At 37.9% G+C, this 22,431-nt stretch carries 18 protein-coding genes; 5 read left to right on the forward strand and 13 right to left on the reverse strand.

The window, feature by feature from the left end:
• Positions 1–774 precede the first annotated feature (774 nt).
• On the reverse strand, positions 775–996 hold the full coding sequence (locus D1839_RS14975; protein ID WP_120380706.1) for a hypothetical protein: 222 nt from the start codon (positions 994–996) through the stop codon (positions 775–777).
• A 752-nt stretch (positions 997–1,748) separates the two neighbouring features.
• On the opposite strand from D1839_RS14975, the gene pdaB reads away from it, so the two are divergent.
• Complete coding sequence (gene pdaB / locus D1839_RS14980; protein WP_120380707.1) at positions 1,749–2,507, forward strand: polysaccharide deacetylase family sporulation protein PdaB; 759 nt, start codon at positions 1,749–1,751, stop codon at positions 2,505–2,507.
• A gap of 325 nt (positions 2,508–2,832) precedes the next feature.
• Here the strand turns inward: pdaB and D1839_RS14985 are convergent, their stop codons facing one another.
• Positions 2,833–3,480, reverse strand: coding sequence for a KinB-signaling pathway activation protein (locus tag D1839_RS14985; RefSeq protein WP_120380708.1), 648 nt, complete (start codon positions 3,478–3,480; stop codon positions 2,833–2,835).
• Between the two features lie 666 nt (positions 3,481–4,146).
• On the opposite strand from D1839_RS14985, the gene gerD reads away from it, so the two are divergent.
• Entirely contained in the window at positions 4,147–4,785 is a 639-nt protein-coding gene (gene gerD / locus D1839_RS14990; protein ID WP_199690224.1) for a spore germination lipoprotein GerD, read from the forward strand.
• A gap of 599 nt (positions 4,786–5,384) precedes the next feature.
• Here gerD and D1839_RS14995 read toward each other — a convergent pair.
• Complete coding sequence (locus tag D1839_RS14995) at positions 5,385–6,443, reverse strand: Mrp/NBP35 family ATP-binding protein (protein ID WP_120380709.1); 1,059 nt, start codon at positions 6,441–6,443, stop codon at positions 5,385–5,387.
• 484 nt (positions 6,444–6,927) lie between these two features.
• Positions 6,928–7,662, reverse strand: a complete 735-nt coding sequence (cwlD, locus tag D1839_RS15000) for an N-acetylmuramoyl-L-alanine amidase CwlD (RefSeq protein ID WP_120380710.1) — start codon at positions 7,660–7,662, stop codon at positions 6,928–6,930.
• Between the two features lie 432 nt (positions 7,663–8,094).
• On the opposite strand from cwlD, the gene D1839_RS15005 reads away from it, so the two are divergent.
• The gene (locus D1839_RS15005; protein WP_120380711.1) at positions 8,095–8,535 is read left to right on the forward strand and encodes a DUF948 domain-containing protein; all 441 of its coding nucleotides are present in this window, start codon (positions 8,095–8,097) and stop codon (positions 8,533–8,535) included.
• A 393-nt stretch (positions 8,536–8,928) separates the two neighbouring features.
• Here the strand turns inward: D1839_RS15005 and D1839_RS15010 are convergent, their stop codons facing one another.
• Both D1839_RS15010 and D1839_RS15015 read right to left on the reverse strand, forming a co-directional pair.
• On the reverse strand, positions 8,929–9,351 hold the full coding sequence (locus D1839_RS15010; RefSeq protein ID WP_120380712.1) for a DUF948 domain-containing protein: 423 nt from the start codon (positions 9,349–9,351) through the stop codon (positions 8,929–8,931).
• Positions 9,352–9,353: 2 nt separating this feature from the next.
• The gene (locus D1839_RS15015) at positions 9,354–9,818 is read right to left on the reverse strand and encodes a DUF948 domain-containing protein (protein WP_158589676.1); all 465 of its coding nucleotides are present in this window, start codon (positions 9,816–9,818) and stop codon (positions 9,354–9,356) included.
• A 156-nt stretch (positions 9,819–9,974) separates the two neighbouring features.
• Between D1839_RS15015 and D1839_RS15020 the strand changes: the two genes are divergently transcribed.
• Both D1839_RS15020 and D1839_RS15025 read left to right on the forward strand, forming a co-directional pair.
• Positions 9,975–10,826: a YihY/virulence factor BrkB family protein gene (locus tag D1839_RS15020; RefSeq protein WP_120380714.1), complete on the forward strand. Its 852-nt coding sequence runs from the start codon at positions 9,975–9,977 to the stop codon at positions 10,824–10,826.
• 857 nt (positions 10,827–11,683) lie between these two features.
• Positions 11,684–12,850: a bis-aminopropyl spermidine synthase family protein gene (locus D1839_RS15025; protein WP_120380715.1), complete on the forward strand. Its 1,167-nt coding sequence runs from the start codon at positions 11,684–11,686 to the stop codon at positions 12,848–12,850.
• Positions 12,851–13,267: 417 nt separating this feature from the next.
• Here the strand turns inward: D1839_RS15025 and D1839_RS15030 are convergent, their stop codons facing one another.
• The 7 genes from D1839_RS15030 to D1839_RS15060 all read right to left on the reverse strand — a co-directional run bounded on the left by D1839_RS15030 (position 13,268) and on the right by D1839_RS15060 (position 22,411).
• Positions 13,268–14,614 carry an efflux RND transporter periplasmic adaptor subunit gene (locus tag D1839_RS15030; RefSeq protein WP_158589677.1) on the reverse strand — a complete coding sequence of 449 codons (1,347 nt, stop codon included), beginning with the start codon at positions 14,612–14,614 and terminating at the stop codon, positions 13,268–13,270.
• Complete coding sequence (locus D1839_RS15035; protein WP_199690225.1) at positions 14,614–15,234, reverse strand: hypothetical protein; 621 nt, start codon at positions 15,232–15,234, stop codon at positions 14,614–14,616. The genes D1839_RS15030 and D1839_RS15035 overlap by 1 nt, the downstream gene beginning before the upstream one ends.
• Before the next feature lie 462 nt (positions 15,235–15,696).
• Positions 15,697–17,610, reverse strand: a complete 1,914-nt coding sequence (locus tag D1839_RS15040; RefSeq protein WP_120380718.1) for a vWA domain-containing protein — start codon at positions 17,608–17,610, stop codon at positions 15,697–15,699.
• Between the two features lie 11 nt (positions 17,611–17,621).
• Positions 17,622–18,497, reverse strand: a complete 876-nt coding sequence (locus tag D1839_RS15045) for an AAA family ATPase (RefSeq protein ID WP_120380719.1) — start codon at positions 18,495–18,497, stop codon at positions 17,622–17,624.
• 200 nt (positions 18,498–18,697) lie between these two features.
• On the reverse strand, positions 18,698–19,711 hold the full coding sequence (locus D1839_RS15050; protein WP_120380720.1) for an NADP-dependent oxidoreductase: 1,014 nt from the start codon (positions 19,709–19,711) through the stop codon (positions 18,698–18,700).
• 674 nt (positions 19,712–20,385) lie between these two features.
• Positions 20,386–21,045, reverse strand: coding sequence for an L-fuculose-phosphate aldolase (locus tag D1839_RS15055; RefSeq protein WP_120380721.1), 660 nt, complete (start codon positions 21,043–21,045; stop codon positions 20,386–20,388).
• A 313-nt stretch (positions 21,046–21,358) separates the two neighbouring features.
• Entirely contained in the window at positions 21,359–22,411 is a 1,053-nt protein-coding gene (locus D1839_RS15060; protein ID WP_120380722.1) for a s-methyl-5-thioribose-1-phosphate isomerase, read from the reverse strand.
• Positions 22,412–22,431: the final 20 nt, after the last annotated feature.

The raw sequence follows: 22,431 nt of genomic DNA on the forward strand, positions 1-22,431 counted from the left end.
GCCGCCAGCGTTCGTCCTGAGCCAAGATCAAACTCTCCAAAAATAACTTGCTTTTGGTTTTCACCAAAGTGAAGTTGGACTTGTGCAAATCAGTAACACGTTACTGATTTACCAAAGAAGTTTGCGATGATGAACACCGTTCTTCATCGTTCTTAGCTTCTACCAAGATTAAAATCTCGGTCGATTTTTTATAAGAAAAACAGAGATTGCTTTTCTTGACATACTGGTTGTTTTGTTCAGTTTTCAAAGAGCAATTTATTAATTTGTCGTTTTTTGCGACAAGATATAATTTACCATGTTTCTTAATGGTTGTCAACAGTTTTTTTGAAGATTTTTATTTCGTTTTTCACTGTTGTGGTGCCGTTTATTGACAACAGAATTTAATATAGCATATATATTTTAAAATAGCAATAGGAAAATCTAAATTTTTCTTTATAAATCAGAAATACGCCGTATCTATGCCTGAAGATCAGATATAACCAATAATCTCAACAGTTTACAGCGCATTTAATCACACGCTCTTGCTTTTAATGGTTTCTATACTTCTAGTCCTTGTCAAACATCTGCCTTTTACCTTTCAACTCAGCAGGAACTCTCATCAAAAAATCCTGAATTGCCCATTAATAATGGTATTCTTAAAGTTATATAAGGATTTTACTTGATAAAGATAACTATCTTTTTTTCGAATATCTACTTTAAGAAGAATTAGGATCAATGCAAAAGTCATCATTTTACTATATACAGCATTTTGTATCTATCTCTTCATTATTTCATTTATTGATTTTTACTCCGTTTGGGCATGTATTTCATACATTCTTTTTCATTGGCTACTCTACGAAATAACTGAAATAACATTTGGTACCTTTCTCTCATGGATTCTTTAACTATATTATCAATTCGTGAATCCTCTAAATCCATTAAAAGTTCTTCTAGCTCTCTTCTGATCAAATATTCTAATTCCTTTTGTTCCATATTATTAATTAATAAACCTAGCATTTGTTTCACCGCCTCACATTTACTTAACCATTTTGCTTTTTACTGTTTTCAGTTTCTCCTACTTGAACAAAATCATGCAAAACATGTATATAAAATCATTCGCAAAACATATCGAATTATGTCGGTTTTTAGTAATAATTATCGCTTTTATTTTTAATTACTAATAAACAATTTATTTAGCAAGTGCTTTTATCATTCTTAGTGATGAGCACGGAAAAAAGAAGAATACGGCTACTTACAGTTTCCTGTCACAACAATCTTGAAATACGCCTTTTTCTTTTACCATATGCTGTTAACCTTAGATTTCTTTACCTTCGAAAAAAGCAGTCTTCTCCCAAGCGGCCGTTTATCTGATTGTCTGGGTCACCAACAATTCGAATAGTTAGCGCGACCCTTTCTCAAGTTTCAATTGCTCCATGGTTACTGTATGTAGAGCACCATTATGGCACTTTAGATGCGTAATAAGTGATTCTTGTTCTTAATACTTATACAACAACATAATATGTATTAGCGCTCTTTTATACAGGCCCTTCTCTCACTCCAAAACACGCATAGAACCAAAATTCCGGACGCTCTTTATCTCTATCTAAGAGACCTTTTCTTACTTAGCATCATACACATCATAAGCAATAGTAAAAGAAGGACAAGCCATGTATATAATAAACTTGACTGAAATTATTACATCCTGTTTAAGTTTTTAGTTGCAATCATCTACTTAATATTACTAATGGATTTATAAAGGAGGAGGAATATTGCAGCATTTCTATGTATGGCGCTTTAACAAATGGAAAAGGTGGTTTGCTGTAGCAGCTGTCGCTCTATTTACAGCAACATTTCTATGGCTAGAGTGGAATGGAGAATTTACAGTTTTTTCGAACAAGGAGCCCACTGCCATGTCAAAAGGTAATGCAAATGAGAATAATATTGCATTAACCTTTAATATTAGCTGGGGAGAAGAACGCGTTGATCACATCCTTAAACGGCTAAAAGAAGAAGGTGTCCAAGCAACTTTCTTTGTAAGTGGGGAGTGGGCAGAAAAGCATCCAGATATTGTTGAAAAAATTGCGAAAAACAAGCATGAATTAGGCATGCTTGGCTACCGCTATAAAAGTTACTTGGACCAAGATTTGGAAACTGTAAGCAAAGATTTGCGAAAAGCACGGGAAGTATTCCATAAATTAGGGTATGAAGAAGTGAGTTTATTACGCCCTCCTAGCGGTCATTTTAATAAAGATATTATAGAAACAGCTGAAAACATGGGATATAACGTGATTCATTGGAATGTGAATCCGCATGATTGGAAAAATCCTGGTACAAATACAATTGTAGATTATGTAATGAAAAATACAACAAATGGAGATATCATTTTACTTCATGCCTCCGATTCAGTAAAACAAACTGCGAAAGCACTAGAAACAATACTACCCGGTTTAAAAAATAAAGGGTTTTCGTTTGTTTCTATGACTGAATTAATTAATCAAGCCCATGCCAGCGCGGAATTAGTTGAGTAAAATGAATCTTCAGTTCGGAATTTTCATTTATCCTCACTGATTGTTAGTACCGTAATGGTATAATTTAAGTGCCTCTTCCAAAATAGGGTATTTAGGTTGCTGTTTTCTCCAAAGTAAAGATGCGTCGATGACCATCATCGACGCATTTTACGTATGACATAAAATGTAACATTCAAGTACGCATGGCTATAACCTTAAAGTCTCTAAAAACATGGAACATGTAACTTGCAGTTGAATCCTCCGCTTATTTTTTGGGGGTTTACTTTGCAGTATTAATGACAAGTTTTGATTGCCAGTTAGATATTGGATGAAGTATTCAGCCCCTTTAACCTTTTACTTTTGCTTTTATTGTTGCTCTATTTGAAGATGTAGCTTGAGAACTAGCATCATTCCGGTTGATTCGATGTAGTGCCAATAATTGATATGTATTACAAGCTAACAAAGGAACGATCATTAACCAAGCATAATCTGTGCCTTCTGTTCGCAGTCCTGGCACCCATTCAATAGTTGTGATTACTACCATTAAAAATAATGCAGGAATAAACGCTTGCTTGTTCGTTTCTTTTGCTTTAATGGTTGATACAATCCATCCGTAGGCTAATATAGCTGCTGCTATTAAGATATACCAATAAACAGCCACTTCTCCTTTTGTTGCTTGGTATGGAAAATAAACTAAATCAAACACAACAAATGCTATTAATAATACTTGCACGGTTGGCCAAAAAGAACGAAAAAATCCCAAACCAAAACGGTTAATAAATAAAAATGCAAAAAAACCCGTCTGACTGACAACACTAAATACAAGCCCCAGCCCGATAAAAAAGATAATTAACCCCAATAATTCCATCCAATTTATCGGGTCAAGATTTGCAGCGTAATCCTCTGCTTTTACAAAAAAGCTTGTAATAAGTCCTGCTACACCACCTATAATCAACGTTTTAAAAAAGAAATTGACTAATTTTCGAGTGTTCAAAACCCTTATCCCCCTAAACTTTATAACGTATTATTTTTACAATTATTCAGTAGGCGTATTTTATCCAAGAACAAAGGCGCAGTGCGCCCGTTTAGCAACGTAGCGACTGGAACGAATCAACTAAAGTTTTAGGAATCATGCTCCTGCAACAGGAGTATGCTGACACCTGAGCGACAAGCCCGTTTTTAGTCGGCCTTCCTCTTAGCTACAACGATGATGACTTATCGTAGGGCGATTTCGTGTGAAGTCGCCTAGTTGCTGGGCGCTTGCGCCGGACGTGGCTATTCGGTTATTTTGGTATCCCCAAGCACCTAATTTTATACTTTTTTATCTTTCGAATAAAGCGAAACCTTAGTTTCTCCCCACTGGTTATTAGAGTTGGGCATATGACTTGCAGTTGAAATCCTCCCCCTATCCCCTTAAAGTTTCAACTCATAGGATGGAAACAGCTTTATTGCCAGCTACCTCCGGAATAAAACAATATAGCTGCTCTCCGTGTCCAATACCCTTACAATGGATACAGATTTCTGGAACATCTTAACATACGGACAAACTTGCCTTCCTCTCCCGTATTCTATCATGAAGTAATCGTTTTTTCCTTATATAACGAATATTTTTCTCTGTATCCACGCAAATTAAAACAGAGAAGGAAGGAGGATTTCCAAAGTGAATTTGAATCGATTAAGAATCCTTGGCATCGCTGTTATCGTTTCTTTCATTATTATCAGTGGGTGTACAGATGGAAATGCCTCGGACAAAGAAGGAGATTACGATACAACAAAGAAAATGGTTGTTGATATATTACAAACAGAAGATGGAAAAAAAGCAATACGTGAGTTAATGACAGACGAAAAAATGAAACAAGAGCTTGTCTTGGATTCTGACGTTGTAAAGAAATCCATTAACGAAGCGCTTGTATCTGAAAAAGGAAAACAAATGTGGACAACGCTGTTCCAAGATACCGATTTTGTTAAAGAGTATACTAAATCTATGCAAGAAGAACATAAGAAGCTAATGAAAAGCTTAATGAATGATGCAGATTTTCAAAAACAAATGCTTGAATTATTGCAAAATCCTGAGATGACCGATCAAATACTCCAAGTAGTGAAAAGCCAGCAATTTCGTGAGCACCTTGAAGAGACTATTCAACAAACACTTGAAACTCCACTTTTCCAAGAAAAAATTCAAGAAACACTTCTAAAAGCTGCTGAAAAACAAGGTAAGCAAAAGAAAGAAGAAGGAGGAGGAAAAGGACAAGGCGGTGAGGGCGGCGGCGGAGCAGGCGAAGCTGGAGGAGGAGGTTAAAACACAAAAAGCATAAGTGCCTTGATCCCAATCACCTGATAAAGTAAATCTTCAATCCGTGACGATTTGTTTTCATCCCCCACGGATTGTTATAACCGTAATGGTATGACCTAAAGACCTCAAACGAATGGGTACCTAGGGTGCTGTTATCTTCCAAGACTTGTTGTAGTGTAGATTCTCCAGTTCTTGAAGCGGGAGCCTTACAGCACCTTATATAATCAGACGAGCCCATTTGAGTTACTGTAGAAAAGAAGCGACCTTATGAGCAAGTACTTGAGAATGTACCAAATTAACAAAATAGCACCTGACATTAAAAAACAGTGAATTGTGTTTAGTTCTATACTTTCTTATCTCCGAACAAAGGCGCAGAGCGCCTGGTTAGCAACGTAGCAACTGGAACGAATCAACTAAAGATAAAGGAATCATGGTGAGGCACGAACCAATGATGACTTAGTCGCCTAGTTGCTGGGCGCTTGCGCCGGACGTGGCTATTCCGTTAATTCGTTATGCCAAAGTAATAAATTTTATACTTCCTTACTCTTTAAGAAAAAAGACGTCTCAAGCGCACCAAATCAACGCTTGAGACGTCCTCTACAATTTTATTCTTCTAATTGTGCCACTATTTTAGCTGCAATTTTGTGGTATGCTTGTCCAATTGGATGGTCTTGCTGATAAATAGATGGAGCAAAAACATCCTCTTCCTCATACGGCTGCTGCAATGGCAATTGACCAAGTACTTTTGTTTTCAACACTTCCGCCAACTTCTTGCCACCGCCTTGACCAAATACATATTCCTTCTGACCTGTAAGCTCACTTTCAAAATAAGCCATATTTTCAATAACACCTAGAATTTCGTGCTCTGTTTTTAATGCCATTTGCCCGGCACGAGCTGCAACAAATGCAGCTGTTGGATGTGGTGTCGTCACGATTACTTCCTTACAGGATGGAAGAAGCTCATGTACATCCATTGCAATGTCACCCGTTCCTGGTGGCAGATCAAGCAATAAATAATCTAGATCCCCCCACTCGACTTCTTTAAAGAAGCTATTTAACATTTTTCCGAGCATCGGACCACGCCAAATAATCGGAGAATTATCTTCTACAAAAAAGCCCATCGAGATGACTTTCACGCCAAACCGTTCCACAGGGATAATTTTTTCGCCACGAACCTTTGGACGTTCTTCCACTCCCATCATATCTGGTACACTAAAGCCATAAATATCCGCATCAATAATTCCTACTTTTTTTCCTAAACGTTTTAAGGACATCGCTAAATTAACGGTGACAGTGGATTTGCCAACGCCACCTTTACCACTGGAAACAGCAATAAACTTTGTACCGCTATTCCCCCCCATTAACGCAACTTCTTGCTCTTTTTCAGCGGCAGGTTGATATTTCTTTATAACATCATCTGGTAACTGTTCAAACCGTAAACCTACTGTAGACGCTCCATTTCTCTTAAGGATTCCGACAATCTCCTGTTGCAGTTGCATCTGTTCAGCAGTATTGGTTTTGGAAATTCCAATTTTTACACTCACATGATTCTTGTCCTCTTTAATATTAACTTCCTTTATACCTTCAGTTTCTTCTAACGATATATGTAAAAACGGATCTCTAACAGGGTTAAGCAGTTGAATTACTTCTTCCTTCGTTAGCATCGAAATCACCATCCCTTTGTAAATGCATACAACGTCAGTATAACATAAAATAAAACATCCATCAGTTTATGAGATCGCATATCTTTATCAGTAATTTCCGTTCAGCTAATGAAAGCGTACTAGTTGCAAAAAGTTGTTCCATACTTACCTATTTCATTGTTTTTTTAGCTATTAACTACCAAGACTTGACCTTAAACTACCACTTGCTAAAGCAGGTGGATTTTAGACCTAAATGTCGGGACTAAAATCGTTTTTTAGACTAAAGACCTGCTCAAAGATCATAGACTGAATAAACCTCAAAGCTAGACTAGACTCACTCTTCTAGCTTGAATATTTGAATAGGTTACACTTGACTAGACAAAAAAGATAAGGCTAAAAGCGAATACCGTCTATAGATAGTGAAGATAACACGCATATGTAATTTAAAATAATGAGCGCTTCTAAGTACTCATAGTTATATACGTGTGTTTAGCCCAAAGTCTAACTAACTCTCTTCTCCGTCATCCTTTACCTCCTCTGTAATATAACGCAGAATACCTTTGTAAATGCTTGCAGCGACTTTTTGCTGGTAATCCGAATTTTTCAACAATTCTCGTTCTTCTGCATTGGATAAGAACCCGATTTCTACTAGTGCTCCTGGCACTTCCGCATGCTTTAGTAAATAAACATTATTAATCGCTAGCGCCACACGATTGGTATTCTCCAAATTACGAATCAACTCTGCCTGAATCATTTCTGCCAAATGCTTATTTTCGTCCTTAAGAGGATTATAAAATGTCTGAGCCCCTCTCCATTTAGACGAAGGTAGCGCGTTTAAGTGCAATGTAATAAAAAAATCAGCTTCTTTTTTATTGATAAACGCTAAACGGTTACGAATATCCTCCGATTTTCTTTTAGATAACCCTTTTACATCTGGTGAAGCGAGATCTTTATCTGTTTCCCGTGTTAAGTACACGATTGCTCCAACTTGCTGTAAGTATTTTTGTACTTTTTTTGAAACTTCTAATGATATATCCTTTTCCTGTGTATCATCCTTCCCAACAGCACCACCATCCGGTCCGCCATGCCCAGGGTCAATCACGATCGTCTTCCCGGATAAAGGTAATGAAAAGGAAGATCCTACATTAAAAGATAATGGATTGGCAATCGGTAACTGAATAAGATACCCTAAAACAAATACACCTACTAACCAAAGCACTATTTTATACCACCGCTTCAATTGCTAACCTCCTTTTTCCACTCATATCTAATTATCTTTCAAATACTTATCTTCAAAAGACATGAACCTATAATATGCTACTCTTTAATCAAAAGAGCGCAGAAAATATCAGCACTAATAAGAATAGTGTTACCCTTTGTTTAGGACACTGATCATAAAAGCGATTCATCAGATAAGCAAGGATGGCTACGACAGCCTGCATGGAGTGAAAATTTCCTTTTATAAAATCCCCCGAATCGTCTTTTTCTGCTTTTATCTATAGGGAAAATTCAACTGTAGTAAAATTCGCTTTATTCTCTTTTATAATCTATGGGACAGGCAATGGAATTATGTCTACGTAATCGGGTGGGTATTGATGCACCTTCGTTTACAATTTGACATTTCGTGGTATATTAAAGAAATACATCAATATATAAAAAAGGAGAGAGCCAAATGGATTGGTTAGGCCTTGGAGTTACTGTTTTTGGAGTTGCTTTCCTAATACTCTCTATTATATTAATTAAACCACTATTAAGCCTAGCAGGAGTACTAAGCAACCTACAGAAAACAACGAACAAGTTGCCAGAACAAGTGGAAGAACTTACTAATCAAGCTACCGATACCCTAAGTACTGGACATGAGACGCTCCATGAAGTAAATAAGCAAGTTAAACAATTAACACCTATCTTTCATATGGTTGGAGAGGCTTCAAGAGCCGCTAACGCCGCTTCATCCTCCATGGTAAATGCTGTAATGAGCGTACAAAATTCATCAAGAGAAGGAAATGTATTTACAAATAAACACCATCTCGAAGGTATTTACGGCCTTGCTACTTTAGCTTACTATGCAATCAAGCAAAGCAAGAAACAACCAGCTGCTGATAATCCTAAATAACATATTTATTTTTAATCAGGACAATCATTCACCTAACATTACTAATGATTGTCTCTTTTTACATTCCATTTCTTATTTAAATAGAATGATTCTATCAGTAAATTGTCTTTAACCCGCTACAAGGTTATGACCTAAAGACATTTGAATTGGAACGACGTTTTCATTAGGAAATTACTTCTACATATTTTTATGGTTTTTAATGAAAACACAACAAAATTCAACATGAACAAAGGCGCAGAGCGCCCGTTAGCAACGTAGCGACTGGAACGAAGCAATTAAAAAGGCAACTTTTATGAGTCTTGGTTTTTCTCTCATCAGTTGCCTGTATTGCTTTTAGAGCGGCTTGTTTTTACTAACTATTCGTATGGTTATTAACTGCTACACCTTGTTTTGCTACATTTTTTGCTGTCTGCGTTTTTTCAACCAACCATACCCCGTTGTAAAAGAACCAAACAAGCCCCCGGATTTCTTTTTACCCGTAGGATCACTTCCATTGTCAGACTTGTTCTTTAATGATTCTGTTACTTGGACGAGTGATGAGGTAAATTTCCGCGTCACATTTCCCACATCTCCCACTACATAAAACAGCGGACTAAGCTGCTTCATCTTATCATTGATATCCTCTAACGTATGATTGCTTTCTTTAATCAGTCCAGTCGTTTCTTTGACCATTGCGTTCATTTGATCTGGTACTTGCTCGACTGTTTTTTCAACACCTCGAAGAACACCTGCTAAGTTATTTAGAGCATATGACACGAATATGGCTGCAATAAAAAATGCAATGCCAATTAATAATACACCAATTTCTAATAACATTCTTATCCCTCTTTTCCTGTTTGATCGATTGCATCACTTCTTCTTTTTGCAGATGTATTTGCTTCTTTCCATTTCTTATATAAATAAGAAGCTGCTACTGACCAACGTACCCCTTCCACATAAGGTTTTGTTTCTTCTTCTAATTCATCACTCGTTAATGTTGGCTTTGTTTTTTGTATAGCCTGATTAATATGATTGACAGAGTGCCCCAAATTTTCAGCGGTGTCAAATAAGGAATCTGTGGCTTGTAATTTTTCCCCTATATCATCTACCGTTATTTGGGTTTGGTACAGTGTATTTTGCAGCTCTGGTATCGTTTGTTGCATATCTGTTTCTACTTGTCCTAAAGTACTCCCTGCTGTTCTTAATAATTTGGTAAAACGATGTAATACGATAACAATAAAAACAACTGTCAGCGCAAAAGCAACAGCTATTATTAACAATGTCAAATATAAAACGTCTTCCACTCGAAATTTCCCCCTTTCTTTATAATGCATTATACCACCGGCAAGATAAATTGAAACGCTATTTGTTTCCTGACTATCACCTCTACAAACGGTAGATTAGTCTACTTCGATAAAGGGTATAGAAGGATAAAGCAACTTTAGCTTGGAGGAAATTCTATGACCACCATTAAAAAATATGTTCATTTATTTTTAGAAAAATTTCAATCCGACCAAGTTCCTTTATTAGCAGCAGCATTAGCTTATTATTTCCTATTATCCATTGTTCCCCTTTTTTTAGTAGGATTTGCATTAATCCCCTATTTTCCAATTAACCCGGACGATGCCATTGCTTTTATTAACAGCGCTCTGCCAGACGAACTTGCTGTGTTATTAGAAGAAAATATTGTCAGCCTTGTCGAAGTGCCTCGCGGTGGTCTTCTAACGCTAGGGATCATCGGTGCTTTGTGGTCTTCATCTGCGGCCATGAACGCTTTTATCAAAGCAAGTAATGCAGCCTACGAGGTAGAAGAAACACGAAACATGCTGCTCGTTCGTCTCACTGCTTTAGGGCTTACCTTAAGTATGATTATTACTTTTATTATCGCAATCATTATGCCACTATTCGGCAATCTCATTCTACAATTCCTTGAGACCTTCATCGGATTAACTGCTGCAATGGGATTATTTTTGCAAGTTTTGCGATGGGCTCTCAGCATAACCGTGTTGACAGGTTTTCTGGTTATTTTATATCGTTTTGCTCCTAATAAACGACTCCCAATTAAGCATATTCTCCCTGGGGCAATTACTGCAAGTATTTTTTGGCAGCTAATCTCATTCGGATTCTCTTTCTATATTAGCAATTTCAGTAACTATTCTGCAACTTATGGCAGTCTCGGTGGTATTATTATTCTGCTTATTTGGTTTTACTTAACAGGGATGATTTTTATGAGCGGAGCGATTATTAACGTCCTATACCATGCTAAACGATCAAAAGCACTAGAACATGATCTGCATAGAACCTCTTCTTGACATAAACCTCTTGTCTAAATAGTTTGTGTTCATTTCATCCATAAATCTTTCAATTAGGAACAAAGGCACAGAGCGCCCGTTTAGCAACGTAGCGACTGGAACGAAGCAACTAAAGTTTTAAGTAATCATGCCACTAAAAACAGGGGTATGCCAACGCCTGAGCGGCTAGCCCGTATTTAGTCGGCCTTCCTCAGCTACAACCAATGATGACTTATCGGAGGGTGATTCGTGAAGTCGTCTAGTTGCTGGGCTCATGCGTCGGACGTGGCTTATTCAGTTATTTTGTTATACATAACCACTAATTTTATGCTTTCTTATCTCTTCAAAAAAGCTCATTCCCCTTTTCTATTTCTTTTTACATTCATCATAGTCATAAGAGTACCGAAAGTGGCTTGTTTTTTTGACTCCTAGAACCCGCCTTTTCAAGCTTGACTTTTCAGAACTTTAATGTATACTTTATCCTGACAAATAATGAATTATATAGGAGTTGTCTTGATGTCGGTTTTGGTTCTTAACTAACTAATTGTATATGGTTTGTTCTGCATTTTTTGTCGATAACCCATTTTTTGAGGGTTTATTTGACTTGGGAAAAAGCAGACTGCCAATTAAGTTAAGAACACTACGATCATCCATTAAATTTTACGACTATTAACTTAGCTGTTTATGCTTGTGATTTTTTTATTTTCAGAACCCATTTTGAAGCTAAAAAATCCCACTGATAGTCTATTCTTACGGACAGAAGATGAACGAAATGTTCAAATTCTGTCCTTTTTTGTTTAAATAAAAGCATGATTGGATGACGTTGTGCTCTTACATTTCGTATAGAACTTTATCATACCGATGGAAAGAGTGATTCCGTGAAAAATTATATAGAGAAGGCAAATACAAATTTAAATCTGCAAGAAGGAGCTAAGGTAATTGAACAGCTACTGATTGAGTGTTATATAAATCCAGGAATTTCAACCAAAAAATTGGCACGAAACGTACTTCTTCCTGTCCCAATTGCTGTTGCCATTAAGAAAGAGTTCATAAAAGCAGGTATTCTTATGCAAGATCGTGGTGTGCGTTGTACCCGTGAAGGGATCATCTACATTGAAAATGAATTAGGATATGGTGGGTTAGATAAGAGCTTGTACCAGAAATTAATGAACAGCCAAACCGATTGGAAAACAGAGCTTACTGATCTATTATCGATACTTACACAACTCTTTCAAATGCGACCGGAAGTAAATGTACAAATTGATCAGTCGAAATGCACTCCCACAACAAGCTTACATCGAGCAATCCTTTGTCTAAGAGAGCATTCATTAATTGGCAAAACGATTATATGTATTGGTGATGACGATCTAGTGAGTGTGTCACTCGGTTTACTACTAAAACGTCTGTTCCCTTTAAAAAGCACTAATACAATGATTACAGTCGTAGATATCGATGAAAGGTTTTTACACTACATTCATAATATAATGGAGCAGGATAAACTCCCAATCAACTGTCACCAAATTGATTTGCGTCAAGCGCTGTCTGAGACGTTGCACGGGAAATTCGATTGTGTTTTTACAGATCCGCCTTACACCCTACAAGGGATGGTGTTATTCGTTTCCCGTGGTATAGAAGCAATAAAACAAGAAAAAAGTTTACCTATATTTTTATCATATGCTCATAAATCTCCTGACTTTATGCTAGCCATGCAACGAGAATTTATCCGGATGGGGTTATCCATCAAAGAGGTAATTTTACATTTTAATGAGTATGAAGGCGCCCAAATGATTGGTAATAAAGGACAAATGATTATACTAAGAACAACAGAAGCTGCAAAACCAATTATCTCAGGGGATTACGAAGATGCCATTTATACTGGTGAAGTAAAACAAATTTTACGAACGTATGAGTGTAAACAGTGTCAACACTCCATACTTGTCGGGATCCAGGGTGATTTCTCAACCATAGAGGAACTGAAGAATAAAGGGTGTCCTATTTGCAATAGGAATAAATTTCGCTTAATTAAAAGGGAAAAGATGGGATAGGAAAAATAAGCTACGATAAGTCTTATGCTTAAACTGGGAAATGTAAGAAAAACACAGGCGTTTTCGCATAGTTAATATGCAGCAAATCATAGTTTGAGATAATAAAAGTATTTAATGTAATACGAGCTGAAAAAGGTACCGCACCCCGAAAGTTAGAGTGAAAAATCTAACTTTCGGGTATTTTGGTATGCAAAGTAAAGTGAAAAATTCATTAACTATCGTAAAATAATAACTAGCACGTACTCTAGGCTATAATTAATTAGCCCAAAACCTCGGTAATCCTAACTCAGTAACTGATATCGGCACCTAAATGCCCGATTCCTTTAGCTCATACCATTAAGACACTAATCATCAGTGGTGGATTGAAGTTTTACTTTATTGGTCATTTTTTTAATCAGCTATTTTTTTCCTAGCTTTTTATCTGCTTACTATCCCCGTCACGAAAAACGCAAACCAATCCATACCCTTTGGTGACATCGTGCTCTTGAATCCATTCTCCCATTTTAAAGGTGTAATAAATGCGGCTTGTGAACGTAAGTGACTTTCCGGCTGCAAAACTACTCTATCTCCTATATCTAGTCCTGATGTTATCTCAATCCGGTCTCCTTCCTCAATACCTGTCGTTAGTTTCTGGCGTATCACCTTACCACTTTTCGTCATCTTCCAAGCAAAATTTTGAAAGATCGCTGCTTCGTTCAGTACAGGAGCTTCTTTTGAAGTATCTGTTATTATGTCTATATTCACATGATATCCTGGTAAAAATTCTCTTTCTACAGCAGGTGGAAGCTGCTCTTGACCTTCCACTTTCTTATCCTTTGATTTTTTAGCCTGTTCATTATCTTCCGTTCCATCTATACTATCCCCAGCTGCATCTTGTTCATTAGGCTCCTTTAGCTCAATGATAAACGGATAAATACTGGAAGTTTTTGCAGCAGCTTCTTCCTTTGGTGTTTCACTCACTTGTGCTACTGTTCCAGTTAATGACTTGTTTAACTCGATAACCTCCATATCGACAGGTAGGTTCTTTTTAACATACACTCTTTCTTGTTCCGTTAGTTCCCCTGTCACACGCAGTTCCTTACCAGAAACAGTGATAATTGGATCATTTAATTGTTCAGAAAGCTGCGTTATTACTCCTTCATATGGACTTTCAACTGTAATCGTATCACCCGTTTCCTCCAGCTCAGCTAATTGTCTGTCCACACTTGCCAACGCAGCTTGCTTCTGTGCTACTTCTTGTTCCTTTTCCAACAAAAACTGCTGCTTTACTAAATTTGCCTGAACAGGGTCTTGGGGAATTTTAATTTTAAGCTCTTCCTCTGTCCATTCCAGACCGGCATCTGCTTCTAAATTGACATCAGGTATTTGCAACGCTGACATTTGGGTAATTGCTTGTTCAACCGCTGCTATTTCGTCTGTCAACTGGTTTCTCTTTTCGAGCAATTTAGACAATGCTTCTTGATAACGAGCTACTTTATAGGAAAATAGCGCATCACCAGCCTGCACCGAACTCCCTTCTTCCACTGCAAAAGCTTCAAAGCTCCCAGTTGATGGGTCAAAATAAACATGATTTTCTTGTGTAGATGCTAACACACCTATAGTATGTAATTTCTTTTCCAAATCAGATTGCAAAACCGCTGTCCAATCAGAAACATATGCAATGCGGTCTACTTTCCTGTCATCATCCATATAAACCAACAAAATATTCAAGCCGATAAATAAGGCAACAGCAATCATCTGTAATCGCTTTCTTTTATTTGACATTAATGAAACCACCCATTTAGTAAGTATTGATCCGCAAATGCCAGCACAGAAGCCATAGCCCAATAAAACGCGTGCAACCCAATCACCATCAGCCATAACCAAAGCTTCTTTATTTCACAGAAAAAACTTAAATACTTCACTTGAAACCCGATGATCCAAATTTGAAATAACGAAATCATTCCAAAAAAATAAGTGAAGTACTCATGTTCTGTAAGATAGGAAGCAATTATCCCGAATGATAGCGGAGAAACGTACCAATCCAGCCCATTCCACATAGCAAGCGGAATCCAAGTCAAACGTTCTACTAACATAACAAGTAAAACCATTTGTTGCATTGTCACTATTTTACGATAAGGTATCCCGGTAAGAGCATAGTAGAATAATGATGGGACAAATAAAACCAATCCTGCAAACAAGCCAGCATATCCCATTCTGCCAACCATAAACCAAAATTTCTGCTGCTCATATTCCAATGGACTGAGTTTTGCTATATTCGGAGAAAGAATGGCCGTACCCATCCCTATATAAGCCATTAAGCCATATAACAAAATCGTACAAACTATTAAAACACCAATACCCTTCCAGAAGTTCCGAATTCTTTCTGCATATTTTATTTGCACTAAATGGTCTTCCATTGAAAAAAGAAACTTAAACACATTGTTTTGATACGACATCCCCAACAACCCTTTTCCAAATTACCATATTAAATGTAGAAATATTGCTTCAATTTTATCGCACAATGAGATAAAAATCTATTAATTTTGTAAATTTTTGACTATCCCCTATGACAAGCAGTTTTCTCTTCTGCGAAAAAAGGAGCTGTTCGCAAACGAAATACTGGGACACCCCCTTTATAATGTAAGAATACCTAACTTACAGATGGTACATCTTTATTACCTCTTAAGGCTGGATTAATTGGTAAGCAGTTGTTTTTATTCAGTTTTTTCGTGAACCTTCCCAACTCCCTGACAGCGATGCTCTGATTGGCAACAGAAATACTTGCTTCTATAGCAAACATTCTTGAGGACACGCTAGAAATGCTCGTTTCCAAGGCGACCATGTTATCATGCGTCACACTGATACTAAAGCGTCTTTAATAGCAATTTTTTTATAAGTGGTGCAAAATGATTGGGAAGCTCTGCTACATTTGGAACAAGTATTCTTTCTCTTCCATAAATATTTTGCATCCATTGATCCTCAAGCTCATCAATCTCACCGTCGGCCAGAAATGTACCAATTACTTCTATTCCTTGCTTCCTTGCCTCTATTACTGCTAAATTCGTATCCACAATTCCATTTTGATTATAGTTTGCAGCGGCTGGCTCTCCGTCTGAAAACACAAGTAAAAATTTATTCTTCTCTCGTCTGGCAGCAAGCTCCTCCGTGGCTACACGAATACTAAACCCATCGCGATTATCCTCTTGGGGTTCAAGTTGCATTATCTTAGGGCCGTTAGATGCATAAAAAGAGTCCGTAAAAGAATGAATGACATGAAAATAGTTTGGTTGATAATGCTCCTTCACTTCCATTGCATCTTCCCAAAAACCAATAATGGAATGCGGAATATGAAAAGCTTTTAGCACTTCGTGAAATAACACAATTCCACGCTTTGTTTCCTCCATTTTCCCATACATGGAAGCCGAACAATCAACTAATAACGTAAATGCGGCATCAAACTCCTTTGCCTCCTCGTTCTTTTTATAGAAAATTCGCGGTTTCTCATCAAGGAAAATGGGCAGCAGCTTTCTGGATAAACGCCCAGCCATAATATCTTTTCTAGGGGCGTTCTGTTTATGCTCCAAAGCCTTTTTTAGTATATTTGCCAGCTTTCGCTTATACGGCTCGACATCATTCACATACTTATCATATAGGGATAACTCTGATTCGGTTGGGGTTACAGTTCGTTTAATCAGCTTTACTGCATCTTTATTCTCTCCTCCATATTTATCTTGATCACGTTTCCCTTGCTTATTTTCCTGCTTATCTAGTGACTCTAGATCCGAGTAATCTTTGTTTTTTGTTTGACCTGAAGCACCCTGTATCGTTCCCATAGCTTGATCGCCATCTTCTGTTTCCCTTGCTCCATTTCCCTTCAAATTGGTTTTCGTTCCAACCTCTAGTTCAAACTGCAGAAAAGTTTGCTTGCGGTTGCTGTTCTCGTTTTCTCTATGCCATGTCGAAAACGTTTCGTCAATATATTCGTTTTTGTCTTCATCCAAATCTTCTTTATCGTCATTTTCCAATGCGTCCGTTCGAGTTAATTCATCAAATAAAGTATTTTTAGAAAAAGCATCGACATGGCTGATTGGAAGTACAAAATAATCGTGAAGCATGTCGATATAATTATTGGCCGACAATTCTTTAAGGATGTCGAGCGAAATTCGCGCAATATCGCGCGTGTTTTTCGCTTCAAAGACTGCAAATAAACATGGAGCAAGCTTTTCAAGTTGTTCAAGCTGCTTAAATGTTGCTCTTGGAAAACTCGGCTCCGGAACATCAGCCTGGATGCGTAAATAAATTAAACAGAATAATTCATCAAGGGCAAGCCCCCTCGTTACATGGGCAGCACGATCATTGTCAAATTGATGCTCTAAATAGCTTTTTCTGATTGAAAATGCTCCCCTCGTGCCGGGTCGATCCTGCTTAATTCTTTCCTCGAGCCGTATATCTTCTAATAAAGCAAATAATTGTCCACCAAATTTAGACAATGACGAACCGCTTAATGTCTCTACGTATTGTTGCATTGCCTGTACATCTGTATAAAAGAGCGAGCCAATTGTTCGTAAGTAAATATCCGTTTTCAAGCCGGCTACTTGATATTCCCTTTTTGCAGTATCCCAAGTTCTGCTTGCACTTACTTCCCGATCGACTAGGTCAATATACGAACCAAACCGATAGATAAGTTTGAGATCAGGGATTCCTGATAAAACAGCAGCCAAGTCTTGTAACTGACGAAATAAATCGGTGTCTATGGTGCTGTGATGAAATCGATACATCATCCATACTCCTAACTAAATAATGTTTCCGCTAAACTCATGACAAATTCTCGTTCACGGTCTTCATCCAATTTATCAGCGATCGCCCGTTGAATAGCACGTCTAGCAGGTATATGTTTGCTTAAATCGCAAGCATCTAATAAGGCACGAATAGAAGCTCCATCCTCTGCAATTTTCCCTTGAGCTACTGCTTGAATAAGGTCATTGGACAATTTTACAAATAAATCAATTACCGTCTCGTCAACCAGCTGTGTATTACCGAGAATTAACTGCTTTAGTTGTTCTCCTTGAATATAAGGAATTTCAATCACGATAAATCGATTTTTAAGTGCCTCATTTAATGGAACAGTACCTACATAACCTTCATTAATTGCAGCAATAACGTTAAATCCGGTACGTGCTGTAACCAACTCATTTGTAAAAGGATTCGTAATCGAACGTCGGTAGTCCAGCACGCCATTTATGATTGGAAGTGTCTCTGGCTTTGCCATATTAATTTCATCTATATATAAAAAAGTTCCATGCTCCATTGCTTTAATCACCGGACCAGGGATAAATTCGATTACTTGCTTTTCCCCCTCATAATTAAGTGTTTTAAAGCCAAGCAAGCTTTCTGCATCTATATCGACCGAGGAGTTGATGCTAAACATGGGCTGTTGAAACAGATTGGATAATGTCTCAGCAAACTTTGTTTTCCCGGCTCCAGTTGGACCTTTTAGTAAAATGTTTTTTCCCAATAAAAGAGCTGTAATAGCATCAGTGACTATTTCCTTATTCGGTGGCATATAGCCGCCTTCCCTGATTAGCGCTGTATAGGTTGTGGAATTTGTCTTGTAATGTTCTAATTGCTCTTTTATGCTTTCTGGTAGTTCGTCTTTAATTTGCATACGTATAAATGCTCCTTTCAGGGTTATTGTACCCTGTTTGAAGGAATTACAAAAGTTAGCTGTTTCATACGGCAAGGCAATTTCTTTAAAATACACATATTATTAATAAGTTGCATATTAATATAAAGAATCAACCATCACACCAAAACTAGAGAGCACAATCTGCTTTATAGATTGTGCTCCAATTATATGTTCTATTTTTACTTTTGCTCCGCTACCTTCACCAGTTGCTTCCCGATGTTCTCGCCTGTAAACAAACCGATAAACGCATCAGGAATTGATTCAAACCCTTCTCTGATAGTCTCTTCATATTTTATCTCCCCACTGGCTATTGCTTTTCCTAACTCTTCATATGCTTCCTTAAAGTGGTCCGCAAAATCACCTACTAAAAAGCCTTGCATTTTGGCTCTAGCTTTAATCAAATATGTTTGTACTCGGAGACCGATATCACGTTCTCCCGCTTCCAAATTATAAGCAGAAATAGCACCACATACTGGTACACGTGCAAATGTATTTAATAACGGCCATACAGCGTCAGAAATCTCTCCTCCAACATTCTCAAAATAGATATCGATTCCATTTGGGCAGGTTTCCTTTAATTGCTGTGGCACATCTTCGTGTTTATAGACAATTGCGTCATCATAGCCTAATGTTTCTGTAATATAGTTTGCTTTTTCTTTGGAACCGACAATCCCTATTACGTGAGCGCCTGCTCTCTTAGCCAGCTGCCCTGCCACTTGACCGACTGCCCCCGCTGCACCTGAAATAACTACCGTTTCCCCTTGTTTTGGTTTGCCAATCTTCATCATGCCAAAGTAAGCTGTCAACCCCGGCATTCCCAAAGGTCCAAGAGCAACACTTGGACGTAAGCCAAATGTATTTACCTTCCGCACTTGATCGGCTTTAACGACATGATACTCTTGAAAGTCCAGCATTCCAGTGACAATATCACCTTGTTGGAATTGCTCACTTTTTGAAGTGACAACTTGAGCGACGACACCGCCGTTTAACGGGGCTCCGATTTGGAATGGTTCTATATACGAAGGACCATCTACCATTCTCCCACGCATATATGGGTCAACGGAAACATATAACGTTTTTAACAATAGTTGCTCATGACCAGGATTCTCTACATCAATCTCTTTAAAGGCAAACGTATTAACATTCGGCAATCCATTTGGGCGTTCATTTAAAACGAGCTGTTGCTGTTTCACTCTATTCCTCCTCTGCATAATTTGAGAAAATACATAACTTAGTTTACGCCATAACAAATCATTAAAAAGATGATTTGCTTCCATTTATGGATGCGTTTCTTTATGTATTACCCGTTTTGAACAATGCTAACACGATGGATTTATTTATGCTACCCATTAGCATATGCTTCTTTCACCCTTAAACCGATGGTTAGGTTAGTATTATAATAATATATATCTAAGGTCGGTTAAACAAATCGGTTATTTATGTTATCTTTCACTTAAACGTTATCCAACTCCTTGAAGAAAGAAGTTTACAGCAGATGATACGCGGGATATGATTTTCAAACTAATACAAATAAACTCCTTCTTGTGAACACTGATAGGGAGTTTATTTGGTTGCATAATGATTTATTTTTACAAGAAATCCCACTGGTGTCGAATTCAGCTAAGTTTTTGAACATCCTTTGTCCACGAACAAAGGCGAAAGCGCCCGTTTAGCAACGTAGCAACTAACCAATGATGACTTATCGTAGGGCGGTACCTAGTTGCTGGGCTCATGCGCCGGACGTGGCTATTCCGTTATATCGGTATCCCAATGCCAAAATTTTTATACTTTCTTCTCTCTCAAAAAAAAGAAGCACCACCTTTTCGATGCTTCTTGTCTGATCCATTACACAGAAAACATATTTAACTCACTCTTGACCGTATGTCCTTAATTGCCCGTACGTATCAAATTTTTCAACAACCTCTTCAAGTGCCTCGTCTGATAAAAGGACTGGTTTGCCTATACTACGCGCACGGTAGTAGAGCTTTGCAATAAATTCAATATCTTTTGCAACTGAAAAAGACGCAGGTAAATCTCCGCCAACGGCAATAACCCCATGATTACCAAGAAGCAAGCCTTTATCATTCCCTATCTTATGGAAAACCTCTTCTGCTAATTCATACGTACCGAACGTTTTATAATCACAGCAGCGAATTTTATTGCCCACTGATCCAATGATATAATGTAGTGGCAAGATTTCCTCATGTAAACAAGCAAATACAGTCGCATACTCCGAATGGGTGTGCACCACCGAGTTCACATGGGCTGTTCGTTGATAAAAAATGCGGTGCATATCGTACTCGCTGGAAGGCTTACGATTACCTTCCAAAACCTCACCTTCAAGATTTAGTAGTACGATATCTTCCTCTTTAATCTCTGGATAAGGAATACCGCTTGGTGAAATCAGCATCACTTGGTCTTCGCGAATAAATATACTAATATTTCCCCCGGTACCAGTCGTTAGCTTCTCTTCTAATAGTTTATTTCCATATTCCACAATTTGTTTCCGTTTTTCAACATATTTCATTGTATTATCCTCACTCATTATAGTTTTCTCACATGATCACATAGTGAATCTTCCATCAGCAGGGGTTTTACTTCCTCAACTGATTAGTAGTACGCAAGAGTATGACCTAAACACCCGAACAAAGTTTGGCAATCGACTTGCCAGTTAGACCCTCCACTTCTAATGTTTTAGTGCTTTACGCATAGGATTAAGTCAGATGTCTTACTGCCAGTTATTCGCGTGAAAAACTCATCCTGTGATCCTGGTCATCCATCCTTTCCAAAGATGATGATGGCAAAAGATATGACTCATAATTTTTTATATGGCCTGCTTTTTAATAAAAACGGGTCTCTTCCTCAGAAAAATATGTAGCTAAATCATAAGGAGAATAGACACCTTTATCTGTTACAATTCCGCTTATTCGCGATGGGCTAGTAATATCAAAAGACGGATAGATAGCTTGAACTCCTGCTAATGTATTGGGGATTCCCCGATACGCTAACACTTGTTTTGGATCACGTTCTTCAATCACAATATCTTCCTTTGTCTGCTTATCTGTATCTGGAATCCCTGTAACATAGTAAGGAACTTCATAGTGTTGACCGACAATAGCCATCTGATTGGTACCAATTTTATTGGCTATATGACCGTCCCTTGCGATCGAATCAGCTGCTGACGTAAACACATCAATATGTTTATATTCCATTGCATAGGCTACCATGTTATCAGTAATGACCGTTGTTGGAAAGCCTAAATCAATTGCACAGCTAGAGGTTAAACGTGCACCTTGCAAATACGGGCGTGTTTCTGCACAAAAAATCTCCAAATCTTTATTTTCTGATCTCGCAGCTCGCAGGAAGGTGCCGACTATAGTTTCTCCGAAGCATTGTGTTAAGATCTTTCCGTTATGAGGCATCAACTTGATTAAATGCTTGCCCACTTGATCCATAATCGAATACCGGCGATTCAAAGAATCTACCGTTGATAGAAAAATAGCTTCAATCGGATCCTCACCCTTTGCTAGCGCTGCTTTTCCTACGTTGAAGCATCCCTTTGTGATTTTTCCCATTCGGTTGGCCGTGGTTGGTCGTGCATAAGCAAGCGTGTGAGCTGCTTTTTCTAAAAAAGCTACTTGCTCTGCTTCTTTTTTTCCCCGCGTTTCATAAGCCGCTAAAGCCATGCCCATACCAGCTGCCGTATATGGTCCGGCACTTTGCGTCACCATATCTGTAATCGCTTGGGCAACCTCTTGGTGAGTCGTACATTCTACAAACCGCACTTCTGTCGGGTAAATCCGGCGATCTAATATTCTTACTTTGCCATTTTCATACCAAGCTACATTCTCATATGTCAATAAAAATGGCAAATCATAATCAGCACGTTGCATCTTCAACAACCTCCTCAAGT

Origin of the sequence: Roseburia sp. 1XD42-34, assembly GCF_009917385.1 — a bacterium.
Lineage (GTDB): Bacteria > Bacillota > Bacilli > Bacillales > Amphibacillaceae > Virgibacillus.

What these genes read in the sequence shown, in the direction of transcription:
- D1839_RS14975 (WP_120380706.1), bottom strand. Translation starts at nt 996, where the DNA reads ATGCTAGGTTTATTAATTAATAATATGGAACAAAAGGAATTAGAATAT.
- D1839_RS14995 (WP_120380709.1), bottom strand. Translation starts at nt 6,443, where the DNA reads ATGCTAACGAAGGAAGAAGTAATTCAACTGCTTAACCCTGTTAGAGAT.
- D1839_RS15005 (WP_120380711.1), top strand. Translation starts at nt 8,095, where the DNA reads ATGGATTGGTTAGGCCTTGGAGTTACTGTTTTTGGAGTTGCTTTCCTA.
- D1839_RS15010 (WP_120380712.1), bottom strand. Translation starts at nt 9,351, where the DNA reads ATGTTATTAGAAATTGGTGTATTATTAATTGGCATTGCATTTTTTATT.
- D1839_RS15020 (WP_120380714.1), top strand. Translation starts at nt 9,975, where the DNA reads ATGACCACCATTAAAAAATATGTTCATTTATTTTTAGAAAAATTTCAA.
- D1839_RS15030 (WP_158589677.1), bottom strand. Translation starts at nt 14,614, where the DNA reads ATGTCAAATAAAAGAAAGCGATTACAGATGATTGCTGTTGCCTTATTT.
- D1839_RS15040 (WP_120380718.1), bottom strand. Translation starts at nt 17,610, where the DNA reads ATGTATCGATTTCATCACAGCACCATAGACACCGATTTATTTCGTCAG.
- D1839_RS15045 (WP_120380719.1), bottom strand. Translation starts at nt 18,497, where the DNA reads ATGCAAATTAAAGACGAACTACCAGAAAGCATAAAAGAGCAATTAGAA.
- D1839_RS15055 (WP_120380721.1), bottom strand. Translation starts at nt 21,045, where the DNA reads ATGAAATATGTTGAAAAACGGAAACAAATTGTGGAATATGGAAATAAA.
- D1839_RS15060 (WP_120380722.1), bottom strand. Translation starts at nt 22,411, where the DNA reads ATGCAACGTGCTGATTATGATTTGCCATTTTTATTGACATATGAGAAT.